Below are 18,821 nucleotides of genomic sequence, written 5' to 3'. Positions count from 1 at the left end.
GCATGAGCATGCAGCGCGCCCGCCGCCATGACCCCTACCCGTGGACCTGGGAGCTACCTCTCGGGATCAGCGTCGCGGTGGTGATGGTGCTCGTGCTGGCGGCGCACTGCGGCCGTGCGATCGCGAACGTGGCCGTCGGGCAGCCGTGGCGGTTCCCGCCGCGCACCGAGCTGTTCACCAGCCTGCCGGCTCTGCTCCGCGGTGACGCCGCCGCCGGCCTACAACCCCCCACGGGGCTGCCTGCGCAGGGCGGCGCGACGGGCGAGGCGGTGGCGGGCGCGGGCACGCTGTGGGCGTGCGTGGCGGTCACCGAGGTGATGGCGCTCACCCTGCTGGGGCTGCTCGGCTGGCAGGCCATGGCTAGATGGGGCCCGGGCCGGTTGAAGGGCATGGCCAGCACCGCCGACGTCGAGCAGATGCTCGGCCGGTCACGGCTGCGCGCCAACCGGGCCATCATCCGCCCGGATCTCTACGGCCGCCGCAGGACCCCAGCCGCGCCGGCGCCACCACCCCGGGCGACACCGACCACCCTGCCCGATGACGGCTCACCGTTCCCCGCGGAGGCCTCGACGGCCGGTGCGCGTGCGGGTGGGGGGCGGCTGTGAAGGTGGCGGCCTGCCGGGAGGTCGGCTGGCGATTGGGCCGGGCGCAAGAACCCCGCGGCGGTGAGATGTGGGTCCCTTGGGACCGCACCGCCGGCGTGATCGGCCCGCAGGGGTCGGGGAAGACCCTGGACCTGCTCACCCCCGCTCTCCTGGACGCACCGGGTGCCGCCTTGGTCACCCTGACCAAGGTTGACGACCTGCTCTTGAGCGTCACCGCCCGGTCCCGTGACGATCGGCCCTGCGTCGTCCTGGACCCGTTCGGTCTGGCCCCCGGTCTACCCGAACTGGTGTGGGACCCGATCGAGGGCTGCGTCGACCCGATGGTGGCCGAGCGCCGCGCGAAGGCCTTCACCGCCGGCACCGTCAAGGGCGCCGTGAGCTCCGGCGGCGGTGACGACGCCGCCCGCTTCTACGCCGCGGAGGCCGCGAAGGTGATCCAGGCGTTCTTCCACGCTGCGGCCCTGACCGGCAGGTCCCTGGAGCACGTCCTGCGCTGGGTCGCGAACCCACGCAGCGCGAGTGAACCGTCGGAAATCCTGCGCGAGCACCCCCACGCCGCGCCGTTCTGGCACGGCCTGCTCCACGGCGCCCTGCACGGGGACGACCGCACCGCCGGGAACACCACCACGACGGTCCAGCAGGCCATGAGCCTGTTCTTCCAGGCCGACATCCGCACCCGCTGCACCCCCGGCCCCGGGCGGGCCAGCACCGACATCGCCGACGTCATCCGCCGCCACGGCACCATCTACCTCCTCGGCCGCGAGGACCCCTACGCCTCCGCCTCGCCGCTGATGACGGCCCTGGCCGAGCACGTCCTGGACACCGCCCTGGCCCTGGCCAACAAGTCCCCCTGGTCGCGGCTGTGCCCGCCGATGCTTGCCTGCCTCGACGAGCTGCCCTCCACCGCACCGATCCCGACCCTGCGCACCCGTATGGCCAACGAGCGGGCCCTCGGGATCTCGTTCATCTACGCCGCGCAGACCTGGCGGCAGCTCGCGGCCATCTTCGGTGAGCAGGAGGCCCGGGCCCTGTTCGGCCTCACCAACGTCCTCGTGATGTTCGGCGGCAGCAAGGACGTCGCGTTCAACCAGGAGGTCTCCGACCTGGTGGGCATGACCCGGGTGTCGCGCAGCAGCTGGCAGACCGGGCGGGGCGGTCGGACCGTGTCCGGCGACGACATCGCGGTCCTACGCCCGGAGGAGATCCGCCAGCTACCCGAACGGCGCGCCCTGGTGGTGGCCGAGAACGGCAAGCCCATCATCGCCCGCCTGCACCGGTGCATCGACGGCCGCACCGGCCGGCGGCTGCTGCAGGAGCAGCAGGAGCAGCGCGAGCAGGTCGGCGCCACCCGCAGCAGCACCGTCAGTGCCTCCGCCCGCGCCGTGGCCGCCCTCGCCGAAGCCCGCCGGCACGGCCTCACCACCCACGAGGAGGGACCCAGGTGACCACCCCGGCCCCAGCCGCCCGGTCGTCGACCGGGCCGTTGGTGGCGCCCTTTCCACAGCCGGCCCAGCTGGTGCGCCTGGCCTACCGGGAACTGCACATCGCGGCCACCGGCACCAAGGAGCAGATCGACGCCCTCGGCGACCTGGCCCAGCTGCCCCGCCCCTGGGACCCCGCCTCCTGCCTCCAGCCGCAGCTACGCCGGCAGGTGTGGGACTGGCTCGAGCAGGTCGTCACCTGGCTCAACGCCGAGTACGTCTGGGACGCCGAAACCGCCGTCCTGCCCTGCTGGCCCCAGCACCCCCACCTCGTCCACGAGATCGCCGTCCTCGCCGACCAGCGCCGCCGCGCCGGTAAGGAGCTGACAAGCGACGCCATGGAGGACTGGCACCGCTACAGCCTGCCCGCCTTCCAGGACCGCACCCGGACACGCACCAAGGGCCACTGCCAGGACGGGCACGAACCGTGGCCCGCCAAGGGACGCCACACCCGCCACACGGCCGACGCCACCCGAGGTGCACGAGCTGAGCTGTACGACGCGGACGTCCTGGCCGCCCAGGGTGCAGGCTCACCGGCGCCCTCACGCCCGCCCCGGCTGAGCGTCGTCGACCTGCAGACCGGCGAGCTAGACCCGTGAGCAGGCTCGCCCGTTCCGCCGTCGGCGCGGGTGCGGGTCGGGTGACCGTCGTCCCTGCGGGGGTCAGCGACGTGTGTGCCGCCCGGCTCCGCGTGAGGCCATCTCGTAGCGGGCGGCGTGCTCGCGCAGGTACTCCCGCAGGTACGGGATGGTGAAGTCGACGTAGCCGCGGCGAGTGGGTTCGATGACGCCGGCGGCGATGAGGCGGGCCCGGTAGGTGGAGGCGTAGTACGGGGTCTCGCCCAGGCGACGGGCCACCTCACCGGTGGAGGACTCCCCTTCGTCGTGCGACATGGCGAGGAGGTAGGTGCGGTCGACGTCGGACAGGTCTGCCAGGGCGGTCTCGTGGACGGTGGAGCCGAGCCGCTTGCGCGCAGCGGGCACGCCGGCCTGAACCGCGGCCAGGTCGATGGTGTCGCCGTCCGCCTTGCGCCAGACGTGGTACCCGACGAGCTGGATCATGAACGGGTAGCCCCCCGTGGCGCAGGTCGCCTCGTCGAGGGCGTCGTCCGTGATCGAGCGTCCTTCCGCGGCGATGGTGGTGCGCAGAGCGTCGCTGACACGGTCGAGCGGGACGTCGTGCAGCTCGAACGGGGTGGCGCGCCGCAGGAAGGTCAGCACGTCGTCGTTGAGCAGGTCCGACACCGCAGAGGGGAGGCCGGCCAGGGCCAGAGCCACGTTGCGGTCTTCGCGGATGAGGTGCTGCACGGTCGCAGCCAGGTCCCGCAGGTCCTCTCGCGCGCCCTTGTGGACCTCGTCGACGGTGATGAGGAGCCCGGTGCCGTTGCGCTCGAGCGTGTCCAGAAGGCGGCCGAGCTCCGTACGCCACTCGACCACGGCGGTGGGTGGAGCCGTCGTGGTGAACCCGCCCCCGACCACGGGCAGGGTGACACTGGTGACGCTCCGCCCGGGCGCGGTCGAGGAGTCCAGGTCGTGCAGCGCTCGGGTCACGGCGTGCTGGAGGCGTCGCACGAGCCCCGGGGTGGCGGTCTCGGCCAGCGTCACCCACCCCTGACGCAGCGCCTGGTCTCCCACCTCGGTGAGCATCACCGTCTTGCCCACGCCCCGTGGGCCGGTGAAGATGACCAGGCGACCGGGCGCTCCGGGACCGTCTTCCAGCGCCTCGGTGAACTCCTCGAGTACGTCGTCGCGGCCGACCAGCAGGGGCGGGCTCGCGCCGGCCGTCGGCTTGAACGGGTTGCGCGGCATCCTTGGCACTCCTTTGTAATGTTTGCAAAGAGTGCCACCGTCGGAGCCCGTCACGCCACTTGCCCGGCCCCACTACCTCGAGGGGGAGCGGGCTGGCTGCCGGAGCTGTCGACCCGGGGGCCATCCATTCGGCGGGGGCGTCTCGGTCCAGGAATCGCACGCCGCGGCGAGTGCCGAGGTCGCAGGCTGCCTTGGAGAGCCGGGTGGTGGTGACGAACCAGGCGTGGTCGGCGTTGTGCTCGTGCAAGCAGGCATCGAGGAACACCTGCCCATCGGGAGCGATCCGACGCCTTGAGGGGCACGAACTCGCTGTCCCCAGCCCAGCCCAGCCGCGGACCGGGTCGCTCAGCGGCTGCGTGATGGGTGCACGTCCACTGCAGGTCGCTCCCGATCTTCCGTCGCCGGTGCCCCGCGTCGGCGGTCCCCGGCTGTCGGCGTCGTCTCGACGTGCAGCTGCAGGTGGGCGACGAGGCGGTAGCGGAGCTCCTGGGCTGGGCGGTCACCGAGGGGGGCGTCCTGCACGAGCCGCTGGGTCGCGGCCGGGACGTCGTGGCCACGGTCGGCGGCGTCCTGCATGAGGTGGGCGAGGGCAAGCCAGTCGTCCTGGGTGACGAGTCGGGGGTCGACGGTCCCGGCCACGCCCCGCCACTGTTCTCCGGCCTCACCTGGCACGGTCGCGGGCTGGGCGGTGGTGGGCTCGCCGGCGGCTGCCTGCTGCAGTCGCTCCCGTACCGCACGGACGTCCTGCAGGGCGGTGTCGGTGGCGCGTCGGGGGTCGGCGTTCCACGCCCGGACGTGGTCGAGGAGCTGCTGGTCGACCTCGGCACGACCGCGGTCGAGCCGCGAGGCGACTCCCTCCGCAGCCGTCGACCACTCGCGTGAGGGGCGGGCCGCCGCGACGGCCATCGCCTCGACCAAGGCCTGCCCTGCGGACAGGTTGGTGAGCCGCTCGTCGACGAGCACCTGCCCGAGTGGGCGTGCCTGGTCCAGGAGCTGCTGCAGCGGGGCGGCGCCGTGGGCGGCGTACAGGTCGGCGGGGTCGGCGCCGGCGGGCAGCTGGACCACGGCGGGGTCCAGGCCGTGCAGGGTAAGGGTCCAGTAGGCACGTTCGGCCGCCATCCGGCCGGCGAGGTCGCCGTCGGTGGCCACCACCGGTGCAGGCGCCAGGGGGCTGCCCAGGGCGGCGAGCTGGGCGGCCTGCTGGTCGGTGAGAGCGGTCCCCAGGGGAGCCACGCCGACGTGGCTGCCGCTGGTGGCGAGGGTGACGGCGATCGCGTCCATGGGGCCCTCGACGATGACCGGGACCGCGCCTGCGCCCAGGAGGTTCTCGCCGGCGACGTACAGCTGGGCGCCCTTGACGTAGGCGACGGTGGTGGCGGTGTTGAGGTACTTCGGCCCGCGCTGGTCGGTGTCGCTGACGTCGGGGTGGCGTCGGCCGACGAACCCGAGGACGTCCCCGTGGTGGGTGATGGAGAGCACCGCCCGGTCACGGAACCGGTCGATGAGCCTGCCAGTGCTGGCGGTGATGGCGACACCCGCGGCGAGCATTTCCTCGTCGTCGACACCGCGGTGTCGCAGGTGGCTCACGAGCCCGTTCCACCCGGACGGCGCGTACCCGGGTCGGACGGCCGGCTCGTCGACGACGTCGCGACCGAACCGCTCCTGCAGGTGCTGCTGTGCCCACGAGCCGCGGTACTGGTCCTGGAACCAGGCCAGCGCCAGCTGGTTGACCTCCACCACCCGCTCCCGGGACACCAGGGAGGTCTCCAGCTCGTAGGCCCTCTGCAGCAGCCGCTCGACGTCCACGGCGCTGGGCTCCGGTGCCCCGAGCAGGTCCCGCAGCCGGGCCTGCACCGCGAGGTCGGCCGCGACAGCGGCCTTCTCGTCGTGCAGGTCCAGCCCTGCGCCGGTCTCCACGGTGCCGCCGGCGACCTCCGGGTCCTTCCGCGCGGGTGTCCGGTCGAGCAGGTCGACGGACGGGTCGGGGGCGATGTGCTCCGGCTCCACGGTGACGACGGGTCCCTCACCGTCACGCAGCGGCAGGTCGGGTCCCACGCCGTCCCAGAGGTCCACCGGGGCCGGGTTCTCGAGGACGTCGAGGTGTTCGCTGCTGCTGGGGTCGGTGAGGACGGAGGCCCGCCACACCATCGCCAAGCAGGTGTCCTCGACAGCGAACGCCTCGGCGTCGGCCCCATCTGTCCGGCCCCCATGGTGCAGTCCGGGTGGGGTGGCGGCGTCGAGCAGTGCGTCGACCTGCCAGCCGCGCTGCAGGCCGTGCTCGACGACCGCCACCAGCGCCGGCCACAGGGGGCTCGCCTGGACGGCCTGCGCGCGCTCGGACCCGAGCACGTGGGCGACCCGGTCGGCCCACGCCACGGGCAGCGGCTCGCCGTCGGTGGCGGCGAGGGGTTCGTGATGGCGGGGGGCGACGGCGGGGGAGACGTGCCGGCTGATCCGCCACCACATGGCGGCCGCGGCGTGGTCGTCGGGCAGCGGTCCGAGGCCGGCGGCGTCGACGAGCAGGGCGCGGGCGTCGATCCCGGCCCGGGACAGCCCGGCGAGGTGTTCGGCGAGGACAGGGGTGAACGCGTCGTCGGTGACGGCGGGCGCGGTGCTCCGCAGCAGCTCACCCCACTCCGCCACGGCCGGGGTCCGACCGTTCTCGACCCGCTCCTGCAGGGTGCGCTGCCAGGTGAGGGCGGCCTTCTGCAGCTGCGCCGGGCCGGTGGGACGGCGGTCTCCCGGCTCGACCTGCATCGCAGCCCGCCACACCTCGACGTCGGCGACGACGTCCGCGGGCGGCCTGGGACCACCCTGCTGCAGCCACACCGGCGCGGTGGACCCGTCACCAGCGCCCGTACCGACCCGCGTGGTGACCTGTGCGGTGACCTGCGCGGCGAGGTCGACGACCAGGTCGGCGCGGTCGGTCAGGTAGGCGCCCCACGTGCCGTCCTGGCCCAGCTGCGCGGGGATAGCTGGCAGCCAGGGCAGCGGTCCCGGACCGCTGCTGCGGGACCCCGTGGCGTCCAGGCGCCAGTCGAGCACCGCCGCGGGATCGGCCACACCATCCAGGGACCGGAGGGTGGCCGCGTCGTGCAGGGCCTGAACGGGGTCGGTGCCGCCCGCGGCCAGCAGCATCAGGTGCGCCCGCAGCGCGGGCCAGGCGGGGGACTCCTGCAGGCCGCCGGCGACGTCTGCGGCCGCGGCGTCGATCTGGCGGGCCGTGTCGGGTCCGACGACGTCCTGCGCGGCGACGTGCAGCGCGTCGACGTAGCGAGCCGTGGCCTGGCCGAGCAGGACCGCGGGGGTGGCCTGGTCCCGCTGCAGCGTGCTCGCCGACGTCGGCGCGCCGTCGCGGGCGAGGATGGCCTCGAGGTGGTCGGTCGCGCTCAGCGGGCGCACCACCTCGGGGCGGATGACGCTGTGGGGGTCGCCGTCGCCGACGACCTCCAGGTATACGTGGTTCGCGATCCGGCCCCGGGTCAGCATCGTGTACAGCTGCTGGCGGGACAGCTGGGACTGCTCCCCTCCGGCCAGGCCGTGCATGGTGTCCACCGAGACGCCCTGCGCGGTGTGCACCGTCGTGGCGTAGCCGAGCTCGACGGAGGCCTGAACGTACGCCGCCGGCAGTTGCACGCTGCGCCCGCTGCCGAGGTGCTGGGCGGTGAGGGAGCCGTCGTCGTGGACGATCGTCAGGGTCCACCGGTCCCCGTTCTTTACCCAGTCCGTCGACGTGGTCCGCAGCGAGCGGTCGTTGGTCCGGGTGATGAGCAGGTCACCTGCGCTGGCCTCGAGCCCGTCCGCGAGCCGAATGACGACAGGTGCCGCCGACATCGCCGGCGTCGTCTCGGTGCTGACGTTGCTGGTGTCCTCGGGGGTGGTGCTGAGGCGGTGGGTGCGGGCGCGCTGGTTGAGGTCGGCGACCAGGTCGTGGGTGGGCGCGAGCATGATGGAGTCCAGGCCGGCGGCCCGGTCGTCCTGCCATGCCTGGAACACCTGTCCGGTCATGGTGGTGAGGTCCCCGACGTGGACCCGGTTGTGGTCGAGGTAGAAGCCGAGCGCCTCGGGCCGGCCCTCCCGCAGCGCGAGCGTGGCGGCTCCCTCGGCGGGGTCGGCGAAGCGCAGGAGTTCGCTGAGGTGGACGGCGCCGTGGGTCGCGGCGATGTCGCGCAGGACCCCGCCTGCACCGATCGCGGCGAGCTGCTGGTCGTCGCCGACGAGCCGGACACTGCCGCCGCGCTCGATGACGAACGACACCGCGGCCGCCAGCGACATCGTGTCCGCCATCCCGGCCTCGTCGATCACCACCAGGGTCGTCTCGTCGATCCGTTGCGCCCACTCCGGCAGCGACTTCTCTGACCCCTGTGACCGGTCACTCAACGACCACGTCAGCTTGGCGAGCGTCTCGGTCTGGGTGCCGGTCTGCTCCCGCAGCGCGGCCGCGGCGGCCGCCGAGGGCGCCAGTCCGACGACGTACCCGCCGCCCTCGGTCCAGGCCGCGGCCAGCGCCGACATGGCGGTGGTCTTGCCCGACCCGGCCGGTGCGATCCCCAACTGCAGCCGGGCGCCGGAAGTAGCCATCTGCCGCACCAGCGCGACCTGACCGGCGTTCAGGACGGTCCCGTTCGCCGTGGCCTCCAGCAGCGCGACGTCGACGGCGCGGTCCTCGACGACGCGCCCGTCGCGGCGCCCGGCCGTGGCCACCAGCTGCTGCTCGGCTCCGAGCACGGCCGCGGAGGTGAGCAGGTCGGCGCCCGCGACCCGGTACACGCTGCTGCCGTCGAGGCGACGCAGCTGCCCCGGTTCGGCCAGAAGGCGCCCGTGCGTGTCGCGTTCGGCCACGGCCAGGGACACGGACCGCCGCTGCAGGACCTCCTCGACCAGTGCGTCGACCGCCCGCTCGCTCACCGCCGCGGAGGCGCCGCCGCTGCGGACTTGCCGTTGCGCCTCGGCCCGGACGTGCCAGACCTGCCACGTCGAACGACGCTCCTGCATCACTGTGAGGGTGCGGTCCGCCGCGGCCGACAGCCAGGCCGGGCTGCCGACGTCGACCGCCCGCTGCGCTGCGGCGGGGCGGCGCAGCGAGGGCTGGAGAACGTCCCCCAGCATCCGCTGCACCTGTTGGGCGCCGCCCAGGACGTGCTCGGCCTGCGCCCGCCAGGCCGCGCGCTGCTCGGCCAGGGTGCTCGGTTCGTGCTTGGCGTCCCGGGTCTCCAGGGTGGCCTGCTGAGCCAGCTGCAGCGCCTCCACGGCGGTCGGCGGTCGACCGTGCCGACCCTGGAACTCGGTGGCGAGCTCGCCCTGACGCACCTCGATGCTGGCCCGCCTCGCCGACCACCGCTGCAGCAGCGTCGGCTCGAACCCGACCACCTCCCGGACCGGACGCTTCCGCGCCTCCGCCCGAGTGCTCGCCTGGTGGCCGCCGCGGACGTCGAACTGCACGCCGAGGTCGTCACGCAGCCGGGTCTCCAGCGCGGTGTTGTACGTCTCGGAGGCGGTGACGACCGCCTTGAACAGGATCCGGCCGTCGATCGCGAGCCACCGACCGCCCTCGACCTCGGCGCCGCCCGCAGCGTCCTCCGCACTTTCGCCGGCGGTTTGCCCGAGGGTCTGGACCTTGTTGGCGATCGCGACATGGGTGTGCAGGTCGGGGTCGCCGGCGCGGCTGTCGCGGTGGGTGAACGCGGTCCCGACCAGGCCCCGGACGTCGACCTGCCGGACCCCGTCGGTGCCGGTGCGCGTGTATAGCGCGTGGGTCTCGATGAACCGCAGCGCGTCGGAGACCGCGCCCTGGTGGGCCCGCTCGATCCGGGCGGCGATCTCCGGCGGGGCGATCGCCCAGAGGGCGCTGACGGACTTCACCGGGGAGAACGTGAGGTCGTACCCGGCGACCGCGGTCGTCCTCGGCCGTGACTGCCGGGCGATCGACCCGGCCAGCTCACGGGCGTCCAGCGGTTCCCGGCCGTGCTCGGCGAGGAAGAACTCCCGACCGACCTCGGTGCGGACCCTAGCCCGTTCCTCGGCGGGCACCGGCCAGTCGCCGGGCAGCCCGGCGTCGGCGTTGATGGCCGCGATGCGCTTGGCGACCTCGAGCCGGAACGGGCTGACGTCGCCGCTGAACACCTTGTACGGCGCCCCGAGCCGGGTCACGGCCTGCCGGTCCCGGACGCTCAGGCTCCCGGGACGGCCTGGCTGGTCTGGGTGGGCTGCCTCGAGCTCGGCCAGCCGTTGCGCGGCGAGCGGGTGGTGCCCGGAGCCGAACAGGGCCTGCATCTGCTCGGCGGTGACGATGTCGCCGGCGGCTAGGCCGTCGATCCCGGCCATGCCGGAGCCCACCCACTGCCCGGGTGTCTCACCGCGCTCGGTGTAGTAGCTGGCCAGCCCGGTGTGGCCCTTCTCGGTGGCGTCCATGGCCGCGACCTGACGGGTCAGGTAGTCGTACCCCGACCCCGCCGTCAGCTTGTGGACGCTCATCACACCCACCACAGGGCGTCCCGGCGTCCTCGGCGGTCAGGGGGGACGCAACAACCTGGACCGGGAATGCAAGAGGTGTGTGGCACATGGATTTGGGCGCTCCGGAGGGGGGACGCAGCGCGCGCTGATGAGGTCGGGGGCATGCGAGGTCGGCGTCGGGGACGAGTGGCTGTCCACGCGTGGTGGGGTGCTGCTCGGGGGTCCGTCTTGGGGGTGGTCGGGCGCGGTTGTCCAGGGGCGTAGGCGTGTTGGGTTGGTGCGCGTCGTGGCGCGTCTCGGTCTGCCTGCCTAGTCGACCGGCGACGTCGGAAGTTCCCGGGGAGTGACCGCCGGGGAGGTAGTCCGGTGCCTGTGGGGGTGTCGGAGTCAGGCACGAACCACACGGGAGCGAGAAGGGGAGCAGGCGTGGGTGAGCAGGCAGTGAGGTCGACGGGTCGGCAGTCGGTGCGGCAGGCGGCGCGACGGGCGGTGCTGGACGCACAGTCCGTGCGGCGGCGTGAGCGCGCCGAGCGGGAGCAGCGCGTCGAGGCGCTGGTGGTCGAGGTCCTGGTGGCGGTCCGGGAACGGGACGCGGCCGTCACGGCCGCCGAGGCGCGGGCCGGTGCCGCCCTGGACCGGATGGTGCAGCAGGAGCGCCTGACGGTCCGCGAGGTCGTCGACTGGTGCGCCGACGAGGCCCTGGGCACCCGGGAGGTCGCCCGGCTCCGGGCCGTGGCAGCCCAGACGACCGAGTCAGGCGACGGGTCGCGCACCAGCGACCAGGCCGACCCGATCGCTGAGGACACCGATACCCAGGACACGGGAGCCGAGGACACGGGAGCCGAGGACACGGGAGCCGAGGACACGGGAGCCGAGGACACGGGAGCCGAGGACACGGGAGCCGCCGAGTCGGGCGGGAGTGCCTCGGCGCAGGAGCCGGTGGCCGGGGCGGGCACGGCGTCTCAGGTCGGTATGGCTGTCCGGGCGTGATGTTGTGATGGGCCGGTGGCGACAGGGCAGGGGCGTGCGGTGCCGGCCTCCCGGCTGGCGCAGGCGTTGACCGACCCACGGGTCGTGGCCAGGTTCGCGTCCAAGGTGGTGCGAGTGGGCAGCCCGACGCCACCTGATCAGGATTCCGCTCGCCGACCCGCGGGGCGCTCGCGGTCGTGCCCGGACCCTGCGTAAGCCGCGCGCGCCGATCCCGCCGACGTCGCCGCTGACCTCGCACGCGTCCGGCGGCTCCTCGGCCAGCAGCTGCCCCTGCGGTGAGCACCAGCCGCCCGGTGCCAACAGCGTGGGCCGCGCCACCCGAAGGCGGCGGCCCAGGGGATCGTCAGCCCGCTTCGGGTCTCGTTGTCAGGTCGCGCAACTGGGGATCTGCCTCAGCGATGAGCAGCACACCTCGTGCCAGGCTGAGCCGGTCGCGCGCACGACGCACCTCGCTCTGCAGCGACTCCGGGTCGGCGTGCACCGCCACGGCGCGCAGTTCAGCCGCAACCACCTGCGAGCGGAGTCTGTCCAGGTACGTCACGCCTCGCTCACCACGCTCGGGTGCGGGGCGGACACCTCGGCTCCCTCTGACCGCTCCTGCTCGGCGCCGGGCTCGGTTCCGGAGGAGGACTCGGGCTGGGTGGAGTCGGTGCGAGTCAGTAGGGACTTTATCTCGCTGGGCGGGTAGCCCCACCCGGCCAGCGCGGACATGACGCGCCTGTCCCAGTCGCTCGGGTTGCACCAGGTGTGGCTGCCGGTGCTCTGCTCCCACGCCGCGACGACGCACGCGAGGCTGAGCATGGTCGACGTCTTGGGGGTGCTCGGGCGAACGGTCAGACGCTGGCAGAGCTCCGGGACGCCGCCGGTCGCGGCGGTGATGCCCAGCAGGTCCCGCAGCATGCTGTGGCGGCTCTCGATCGCCTTGATGAGGGTCCACTGCGACGTAACGACCGCCTCGCAGATGACCGCCTCCGCGCCCGCCGGTGGGGTCCTGCGGGCGAGGAAACTCGACAGCCACTCGCGGCGGACGACCTCGGCGGAGCGCCAGGCCTTGTTAATCGCGATCACCAGCCTGCTAGCGGACAGGCGGCCTGCATGCGTGAGGCCCGCCGAGCGCGGCAGCCACTGGTGCCTTAAGAGATGGGCAATCAACGCACGCGAATTCGCTGTCTGCGCCAGCGCAGTTCGACACCTTGTCCTGGGGCCTCGGTGAGCGGGCGGCTGGCTGCCAGGTCCTGGGCTGTGTTCAGTGGTGGGGACACCGTCGTGGACTGGCACGTGCTGAGTGACCGCCGAGCCCGGCATCTCACCCTGTTGACGGGTGAGGCCGAGCGGCGTGCGGCCAGCTCTGCGGCAGAACTTGGTCCGGAGCAGCGACTACAAAGAGGTGGCGATGAGGAAGACACTAGAGTTGAGCCCGCTCCTGCTGACCCCGGAGGAGGTGGCGCACATCCTCAGGGTTGGCCGGTCGAGGGTGTACGACCTGATGCGGTCGCACCGCCTAATCTCCGTCAAGATCGGAGGGTCCCGTCGGGTGCCCATTGTGGCAGTGCAGCAGTACATCGATGACTTGGTGAGTGGGGAGGCCAGCTAGTGGCGCGAGGCAACGGTGAGGGGAGCCTATGGAAGCGAGCGGACGGACGCTGGTCTGCTTCCTACTTCGTGCCCCAGCCGGGAGGTGGTCTGACACGGCGCTACGTGTACGGCGCCACCCGGGACGAGGCAAACGCGAAGCTCGTGGCCCTGATGGGGGAGGTCGCCCGGGGGCTGCCGGTAGCCACGACGCAGGACAGCGTCGCCTCGTATCTGCGCTCCTGGCTCGAAGAGGTGGCCGCCAAGCGGGTTCGACCCAACACGCTGACCAGCTACCGCTCGAACGTGAAGCTCCACATCGTGCCGGTCATCGGCTCGCGCAAGCTCGGCAAGCTCTCTACGCGTGACGTCCGGAGCCTGCTGGCCGCATGTGACGCCTCCGGCCTGAGCCCCAGGTCCACCCGTTATGTGCATGCCACCCTGCGGGTGGCGTTGGAGGACGCTGTTCGAGATGACCTTGTACCGCGCAACGTGGCCAAGCTCGTCAGGCTGTCAACGCCGCCTCGGGCAGAGACACGCGTCTTGACTGTCGATGAGGCGCGACTCCTGCTGTCCCAGACCCGCACCGACCGGCTGCACGCTGCCTTGGTGGTGCTCCTGGTCCTGGGGCTGCGCCGGTCCGAGGCTCTGGGACTGCGCTGGTCGGACATCGACTTCGACGCCAGTGTTCTGCATGTGAGGCAGGGACTGCACTGGTCCGAGGGAAGGTTGCAGTTTCTGCCGCCCAAGACCCGACGATCACGGCGGACGGTTCCCATGCCGAGCGTCTGCCTCGAGGCGCTGGGGCGACATCGCTCTCGGCAGGCGGCCGAGGCCGAGGCGTGCCTGCACCCTTGGCCGCCGGTGGAGCTCGTTTTCACGACGACTGTCGGGACGCCGGTAGACCCCAACAACTTCTCGCGGACGTTCGCGCGCTGGTGTCGGGACGCCGGGGTTCCGGCGGTGCGGTTGCACGACCTCCGGCACACCTGCGTGTCGATGCTCCTGACCTTAGGAGTCAACCCGCGGGTCGTCATGGAGATCGTCGGCCACGCAGCCCTGGAGATGACCATGAACGTGTACGCGCACGTGGCTGTCGACGAGCAGCGATTAGCGTTGGACAAGTTAGACGGGCTCTACGTCTGATGCCGTTGCTGTCAACTACTGCTGTCAACTGGGCCGCTCGGCACTCGCCGCGGGTATACTTGCTGGTCATGGGTGTGGCCAGAGGCGGGGTCGAACCGCCGACCTTCCGATTTTCAGTCGGACGCTCTACCAACTGAGCTATCTGGCCGAGGGCGGTGACCCACCCCGAGCGACCCCGACCGGGCTCGAACCGGCGACCTCCGCCGTGACAGGGCGGCGCGCTAACCAACTGCGCTACGGGGCCTTGCTGTGGTGCTGGTCGTGCGTGGTGCTGACGGACTGTGGTGCTGGTGGAGCGGACGTGCTGGGACGTACCCCCAACGGGATTCGAACCCGTGCTACCGCCTTGAAAGGGCGGCGTCCTAGGCCGCTAGACGATAGGGGCGCGGGACGTTTCCGTCGTGAGCGGTCCTGAGCATAGGTGCTCCCGGCCCCGCCTCCAAACCGGGTGCTCCGCGCGGGTGCCACGGCCGCGCGGCGGGGGCGGGGAGGCCGGTCAGAGGACGACGTTGAGCAGGACGGTCAGGAGCACCGACAGGAGGACGGACACAGCGATCATGGTCAGGCAGCCGGCGGCGCCGCCAAGGGGTCGGACTCTCACAGGGCTCATGGCGGGTCCCTACCCCGTCGCTCAGGCGCGCAACCAGGCGAGCACCGCGAGGACCCGTCGGGAGTCCGACGAGGACGGGAGCAGGCCCAGCTTGGTGAAGATCGAGCCGACGTGCTTCTCGACCGCCCCCTCGCTGACGACCAGGTGGCCGGCGATGGCGGGGTTCGACCGCCCCTCGGCCATGAGCGCGAGCACCTCGCGCTCGCGGGGGCTGAGCGCGTCGAGCGGGTCGCCCCGGCGACGGCGGGCGAACAGCTGCGCCACGACCTCGGGGTCGAGCACGGTCCCGCCGTCGTGGACCCGGTGCAGCGCGTCCTGGAGCTGGTCGAGCCGGGCCACGCGGTCCTTGAGCAGGTACCCGACGCCGCCGTCGCCCGAGGCCACCAGCTCGTCGGCGTAGGCCTGCTCGACGTACTGCGACAGGACGAGGACGGCGGTCCCCGGCACCCTCCGGCGTGCCTCGACCGCCGCGCGCAACCCGTCGTCGGTGAAGGTCGGCGGCATCCGCACGTCCACGACCGCGACGTCCGGCCGGTGCTCGACGACAGCCTCGACGAGCGACGGCGCGTCGCCGACCGCGGCCACGACGTCGCACCCGGCCTCGGTGAGGAGCCTGACCAGGCCCTCGCGCAGCAGCATCGAGTCCTCGGCGAGCACTACGCGCACGGGAGCACCGCCTCCAGCCTGGTCCCGCCACCGGGACAGTCCTGGACGTCCAGCGTGCCACCCAGGCCGCCGACCCGGTCCCGCAGGCCGGCGAGGCCGTGACCCTTGGCGGGGTGGGCGCCGCCGACGCCGTCGTCCTCGACCGCGACGTGCAGCTGCGGCTCCTGGCCGGTGCCGTCGCGCCACAGGTGGACGGTGCAGGTGCGGGCGCCGCTGTGCTTGGCGACGTTGGTGAGCGCCTCGGAGACCACGAAGTAGGCGGCCTCCTCGACGGCGTCGGGCAGCCGGGTGCCGTCGGGCAGGGCGACGTCGAGGGTCACCTGGACCGTGCAGCGTCCCGCGAGCGAGGCCAGGGCGGCAGGCAGGCCGCGGTCGGTGAGGACGGGCGGGGCGATGCCGCGGGACAGGGCGCGGAGCTCGGACAGGGTCTCCTGCACCTGTACCTCGGCCTCCTCGACGAGCAGGTCGGCGGCGGCAGGGTCGTCCCCCATCCTGCGACGGGCGGCGGCCAGGTCCATCTGCAGGCGCACGAGGCGCTGCTGCGGGCCGTCGTGCAGGTCGCGCTCCAGCCGGCGGAGGGTCGTCGTGCCGGCCTCGACCACGGCGGCGCGGCTGGCGGTGAGCGTGCTCACCTCGCGGCGGAGGCCGGCGAGCGCCGGGTTGGCGACGAGCAGCCGGGCCAGGCCGGACTGGACGGCGGCGCAGCCCCGGACGACGGCCGGCAGGGTCAGGGCGAAGACGACGCCGACGAGGGTGGTCAGGACGGTCTCGGCCCAGGGCTGGTCGAAGCCCAGCAGCCACGCCAGGCCCTCGCCCTCGTCCGGCGGCAGCACCCGTACCCACACCCAGTACGTGAGGCCGAACAGCGCGACGCTCCACCACGTCACGACGACGACGAACGTGAGCACGGCCATCGGGAACGCGACCAGGGCGTGGAGGACGTCGAGCCAGGACTGCGGGTCGCGCAGCCGCTGGAGCAGGCCGCGCCACCCGCCGACGGTGGGGCGGCGGTGGCCGGCCGGGGCGGGGTCGGCGCCGTCGAGCAGCCGCAGCCGGGCCCGCTCCACGACGGCGAGGCCGCGTGCGACGAGCAGGGTGAGGACCGCGAGGGGGATCCCGAGCAGCGTGACCAGCAGCCCCAGCGAGGTCGCCAGGCCCGCGAGGACGACGGTGAAGGACAGGACGGCGAGCGGGAAGCTGACGAGGACGTAGAGGGTGTCGCGGCCGAGCCGCCGGAGCAGTGTCGTCATGCCGTCGAGCCTGGTCGGGCCGCCGTCGCCGGGCAGGCCTGTGCCCCGGCGTCCCCGGGGTAGGGCGCACCCCACCCCCGGGGCGCCGCCGAGGCCGTGCGGTGGGGCACCTCAGCCCCAGCCGAGCTCGTGCAGCCGGTCGTCCTCGATCCCGAAGTGGTGGGCGATCTCGTGCACCACGGTGACGAGCACCTCCTCGACGACCTCGTCGCGGGAGTCGCAGACCGCCAGGGTCGGCTGCCGGAACACCGAGATCCGGTCGGGCAGGACGCCGGCGTACCAGCTGTCCCGCTCCGTGAGCGGGGTCCCCTCGTAGAGGCCGAGCAGGTCCTGGGGCTCACCGGGCGGGGGCAGCTCCTCGACGAGGACCACGACGTTGTCCATGAGCGACGCCAGCTCCGGCGGCACCTGGTCGAGCGCGTCGCCCACCGCCGCCTCGAAGTCCTCCAGCGACAGGTCCACGCTCACGGCCGGCCCGCGTGCCGGCGGCGGCGGCGCCACGGGCCGGGCCTGCCCTCGAGCCACCACTGCAGCCGGCTGGTGACGAACGGCAGCACGAGGTAGGTCATGAGCGGGATGAGGACGGCGGTCAGGGCGAGGACCCGCAGCGGCAGCGGCCAGCCGCCGACGACCGGCAGCAGGACGGCCTGCGCCGCGAGGTTGACCGGCGCGAAGGCCAGGAAGATGACGCACGCCTGCTTCCAGCGCGGCGGGCCGTTCGGCACGGCGGTGCTGAGGACGCGTCCCGACGGCTCGTCGAACCAGCCCTCGATGCCGGTCCGCTTCTCGACCCGGGTCTCCTGGACGATGCCGAGCGCCGACTTCAGCCACCAGTCGCGCTGCTCGGAGCGCTGCCACCGGTCGAGCGCGCGCTCGTCGGCGAAGCGGTAGAGCATGTGCCAGTCCTGGCTCGCCGGGCCGGGCCGGACGTGGCCGGCCCCCAGGAAGCCGTCGAAGCCGCCGGCCAGCCGCTGCCCCGCCTGCACCCAGGCGGACATCTCCTCGTCGCGGCCCGGGAGGGCGCGGCGGGTGACCGTCACGGTCACGGACTCCGGGGGGCGGGTCACGACGTCGCTGCTCACGGGGCAAGCGTGGCAGCCGGCGGGGGTGCGGCGGTCGGGGGCAGCCGGCGCTCGCCGGACGGGCAGCCCGAGGGCTCAGGCCCACCGCGGCGCCTCTGGGTGGAGCGTGGGGCCGGGCTCGAGCAGTACCGCGCCGACCGTCATGGCAGAGCGTGGGCTGCCTCACGAACCAACGTGCGGACCAGCTCCTGGACGGCCTGGCGGTCGCCGGGCTGGGGGCCGTCGCAGCCGGGTGGGCGCACAGGGGGCGGGCTCGGGGCGCTGTCGGGGCAGCCGAAGACGTCGTCCGTCCCCATCAGGCGTGGGTCGACGAGGGGCACAGGCGGCGGATCCGACCGCGGGCCGAAGACGTCGTCCGTCGCCATCAGGCGTAGGTCGAGGAGGGGCACAGGCGGCGGGTCTGGCGTCCGGCCGACGACGTCGTCCCGGTGCGGAGGGTCTGGCGGGTGCTCGAGCCGATGAAGGCGCGAGTCGCGCTGCCGGTCCGGGGGCGAGGTGTCAGCCGGCGGGGCAGGGCCTTCAGCCCCCGTGCCCAGCAGGTCGAGGTCCGCCAGGGCCTGCTCGACCCGGTGGTAGCGGACAGGGCGTGGCGTCCGGGTGGGGTCGACCCACCGGGGTGGGGTGACGGTGATCTGCCCGTCGGTCGTGTGGACCTGCCAGGTGCCGGCGTGGACGGCGGTGTGGTGGCCGGGGCAGAGGAGGGTGTAGTTGTCGAGGTCGGAGGGGCCGCCGTCGGCCCAGTGGACGATGTGGTGGGCGTCGCACCAGTCGGGTGGGGCGCCGCAGCCGGGGACGGTGCAGCCGCCGTCGCGTGCGGCGAGGGCGCGTCGTTGGGCGAGGGTGACCAGGCGGTGCTCGCGCCCGACGTCGAGGGGTCCGAGGGACGGCGTCGTCACGACCCGCTGGAGCACCGCGTCGCACGTGAGACGGCGCGTCACCCGGGGCGAGACGGGACCGTCCCCCTCCACCTGCGCCAGGCTGGCCGCCGTGCCGTCGAGCTGCCCGGGCGTGACGTGGACGACCACGCGCGGCCGCTCGCCACGGCGGGGGACAGCGACACCCAGCGCGGTCTCGGCGAGGGCGACCAGGGCGTCGGCGCGGCGCTGCCGCGGCTGCCGCCGGTCGGGCTCCCCGTCGGCGCCCGCGACCCCGCCCGAC

15 protein-coding genes and 3 tRNA genes are annotated in these 18,821 nt (G+C 73.4%); 6 read left to right on the top strand and 12 right to left on the bottom strand.

Going from position 1 to position 18,821, the window contains the following annotated elements; translation table 11 throughout:
* Nucleotides 1–2: 2 nt before the first annotated feature.
* The 3 genes from WCS02_RS01540 to WCS02_RS01530 all read left to right on the top strand — a co-directional run bounded on the left by WCS02_RS01540 (nucleotide 3) and on the right by WCS02_RS01530 (nucleotide 2,685).
* Nucleotides 3–605, top strand: a complete 603-nt coding sequence (locus WCS02_RS01540) for a hypothetical protein (RefSeq protein WP_340288700.1) — start codon at nucleotides 3–5, stop codon at nucleotides 603–605.
* A 95-nt stretch (nucleotides 606–700) separates the two neighbouring features.
* Nucleotides 701–2,050, top strand: coding sequence for a type IV secretory system conjugative DNA transfer family protein (locus WCS02_RS01535; RefSeq protein WP_340288697.1), 1,350 nt, complete (start codon nucleotides 701–703; stop codon nucleotides 2,048–2,050).
* Nucleotides 2,047–2,685, top strand: coding sequence for a hypothetical protein (locus WCS02_RS01530; protein WP_340288694.1), 639 nt, complete (start codon nucleotides 2,047–2,049; stop codon nucleotides 2,683–2,685). Before WCS02_RS01535 ends, WCS02_RS01530 begins: the two co-directional genes overlap by 4 nt.
* Before the next feature lie 63 nt (nucleotides 2,686–2,748).
* On the opposite strand, the gene WCS02_RS01525 is transcribed toward WCS02_RS01530, so the two are convergent.
* The gene (locus tag WCS02_RS01525; protein ID WP_340288691.1) at nucleotides 2,749–3,894 is read right to left on the bottom strand and encodes an AAA family ATPase; all 1,146 of its coding nucleotides are present in this window, start codon (nucleotides 3,892–3,894) and stop codon (nucleotides 2,749–2,751) included.
* Nucleotides 3,895–4,239: 345 nt separating this feature from the next.
* Nucleotides 4,240–10,368 carry a MobF family relaxase gene (gene mobF, locus WCS02_RS01520; protein ID WP_340288689.1) on the bottom strand — a complete coding sequence of 2,043 codons (6,129 nt, stop codon included), beginning with the start codon at nucleotides 10,366–10,368 and terminating at the stop codon, nucleotides 4,240–4,242.
* A gap of 486 nt (nucleotides 10,369–10,854) precedes the next feature.
* Here mobF and WCS02_RS01515 point away from each other — a divergent pair, with 486 nt between their 5' ends.
* Nucleotides 10,855–11,337, top strand: a complete 483-nt coding sequence (locus WCS02_RS01515) for a hypothetical protein (RefSeq protein WP_340288687.1) — start codon at nucleotides 10,855–10,857, stop codon at nucleotides 11,335–11,337.
* A gap of 343 nt (nucleotides 11,338–11,680) precedes the next feature.
* On the opposite strand, the gene WCS02_RS01510 is transcribed toward WCS02_RS01515, so the two are convergent.
* Together WCS02_RS01510 and WCS02_RS01505 are read right to left on the bottom strand one after the other, a co-directional pair.
* Nucleotides 11,681–11,878: a hypothetical protein gene (locus tag WCS02_RS01510; protein ID WP_340288684.1), complete on the bottom strand. Its 198-nt coding sequence runs from the start codon at nucleotides 11,876–11,878 to the stop codon at nucleotides 11,681–11,683.
* Nucleotides 11,875–12,405: a hypothetical protein gene (locus WCS02_RS01505; protein WP_340288682.1), complete on the bottom strand. Its 531-nt coding sequence runs from the start codon at nucleotides 12,403–12,405 to the stop codon at nucleotides 11,875–11,877. Before WCS02_RS01505 ends, WCS02_RS01510 begins: the two co-directional genes overlap by 4 nt.
* 325 nt (nucleotides 12,406–12,730) lie before the next feature.
* On the opposite strand from WCS02_RS01505, the gene WCS02_RS01500 reads away from it, so the two are divergent.
* On the top strand, nucleotides 12,731–12,931 hold the full coding sequence (locus WCS02_RS01500) for a helix-turn-helix domain-containing protein (RefSeq protein ID WP_340288834.1): 201 nt from the start codon (nucleotides 12,731–12,733) through the stop codon (nucleotides 12,929–12,931).
* 104 nt (nucleotides 12,932–13,035) lie between these two features.
* Entirely contained in the window at nucleotides 13,036–14,055 is a 1,020-nt protein-coding gene (locus tag WCS02_RS01495) for a site-specific integrase (RefSeq protein ID WP_340288679.1), read from the top strand.
* 75 nt (nucleotides 14,056–14,130) lie between these two features.
* On the opposite strand, the gene WCS02_RS01490 is transcribed toward WCS02_RS01495, so the two are convergent.
* From WCS02_RS01490 to WCS02_RS01455, 8 genes are all read right to left on the bottom strand, one after another.
* Nucleotides 14,131–14,203 (bottom strand) — tRNA-Phe (locus tag WCS02_RS01490).
* Nucleotides 14,204–14,225: 22 nt separating this feature from the next.
* Nucleotides 14,226–14,299, bottom strand: a tRNA-Asp gene (locus tag WCS02_RS01485).
* A gap of 68 nt (nucleotides 14,300–14,367) precedes the next feature.
* Nucleotides 14,368–14,440, bottom strand: a tRNA-Glu gene (locus WCS02_RS01480).
* A gap of 246 nt (nucleotides 14,441–14,686) precedes the next feature.
* Nucleotides 14,687–15,331 carry a response regulator transcription factor gene (locus WCS02_RS01475; RefSeq protein ID WP_340288676.1) on the bottom strand — a complete coding sequence of 215 codons (645 nt, stop codon included), beginning with the start codon at nucleotides 15,329–15,331 and terminating at the stop codon, nucleotides 14,687–14,689.
* Nucleotides 15,322–16,581: a sensor histidine kinase gene (locus WCS02_RS01470; RefSeq protein ID WP_340288673.1), complete on the bottom strand. Its 1,260-nt coding sequence runs from the start codon at nucleotides 16,579–16,581 to the stop codon at nucleotides 15,322–15,324. Before WCS02_RS01470 ends, WCS02_RS01475 begins: the two co-directional genes overlap by 10 nt.
* Before the next feature lie 111 nt (nucleotides 16,582–16,692).
* The gene (locus WCS02_RS01465) at nucleotides 16,693–17,049 is read right to left on the bottom strand and encodes a metallopeptidase family protein (RefSeq protein WP_340288671.1); all 357 of its coding nucleotides are present in this window, start codon (nucleotides 17,047–17,049) and stop codon (nucleotides 16,693–16,695) included.
* Nucleotides 17,046–17,663 carry a putative antibiotic biosynthesis monooxygenase gene (locus WCS02_RS01460; protein ID WP_340288668.1) on the bottom strand — a complete coding sequence of 206 codons (618 nt, stop codon included), beginning with the start codon at nucleotides 17,661–17,663 and terminating at the stop codon, nucleotides 17,046–17,048. The genes WCS02_RS01465 and WCS02_RS01460 overlap by 4 nt, the downstream gene beginning before the upstream one ends.
* Nucleotides 17,664–17,803: 140 nt before the next feature.
* A partial coding sequence (locus WCS02_RS01455; protein WP_340288665.1) for an HNH endonuclease signature motif containing protein occupies nucleotides 17,804–18,821 on the bottom strand: 1,018 nt, incomplete at its 5' end.

It is taken from the genome of Aquipuribacter hungaricus, from assembly GCF_037860755.1.
Lineage (GTDB): Bacteria > Actinomycetota > Actinomycetes > Actinomycetales > JBBAYJ01 > Aquipuribacter > Aquipuribacter hungaricus.
The sequence above is the reverse complement of the archived record's forward strand: the minus strand, read 5'-3'. Positions and strand labels throughout refer to the sequence as shown.

Excerpts from the sequence above, each read along its gene's own strand:
- WCS02_RS01540 (WP_340288700.1), top strand. The coding sequence starts at position 3 with ATGAGCATGCAGCGCGCCCGCCGCCATGACCCCTACCCGTGGACCTGG.
- WCS02_RS01525 (WP_340288691.1), bottom strand. The coding sequence starts at position 3,894 with ATGCCGCGCAACCCGTTCAAGCCGACGGCCGGCGCGAGCCCGCCCCTG.
- mobF (WP_340288689.1), bottom strand. The coding sequence starts at position 10,368 with ATGAGCGTCCACAAGCTGACGGCGGGGTCGGGGTACGACTACCTGACC.
- WCS02_RS01500 (WP_340288834.1), top strand. The coding sequence starts at position 12,731 with ATGAGGAAGACACTAGAGTTGAGCCCGCTCCTGCTGACCCCGGAGGAG.
- WCS02_RS01470 (WP_340288673.1), bottom strand. The coding sequence starts at position 16,581 with ATGACGACACTGCTCCGGCGGCTCGGCCGCGACACCCTCTACGTCCTC.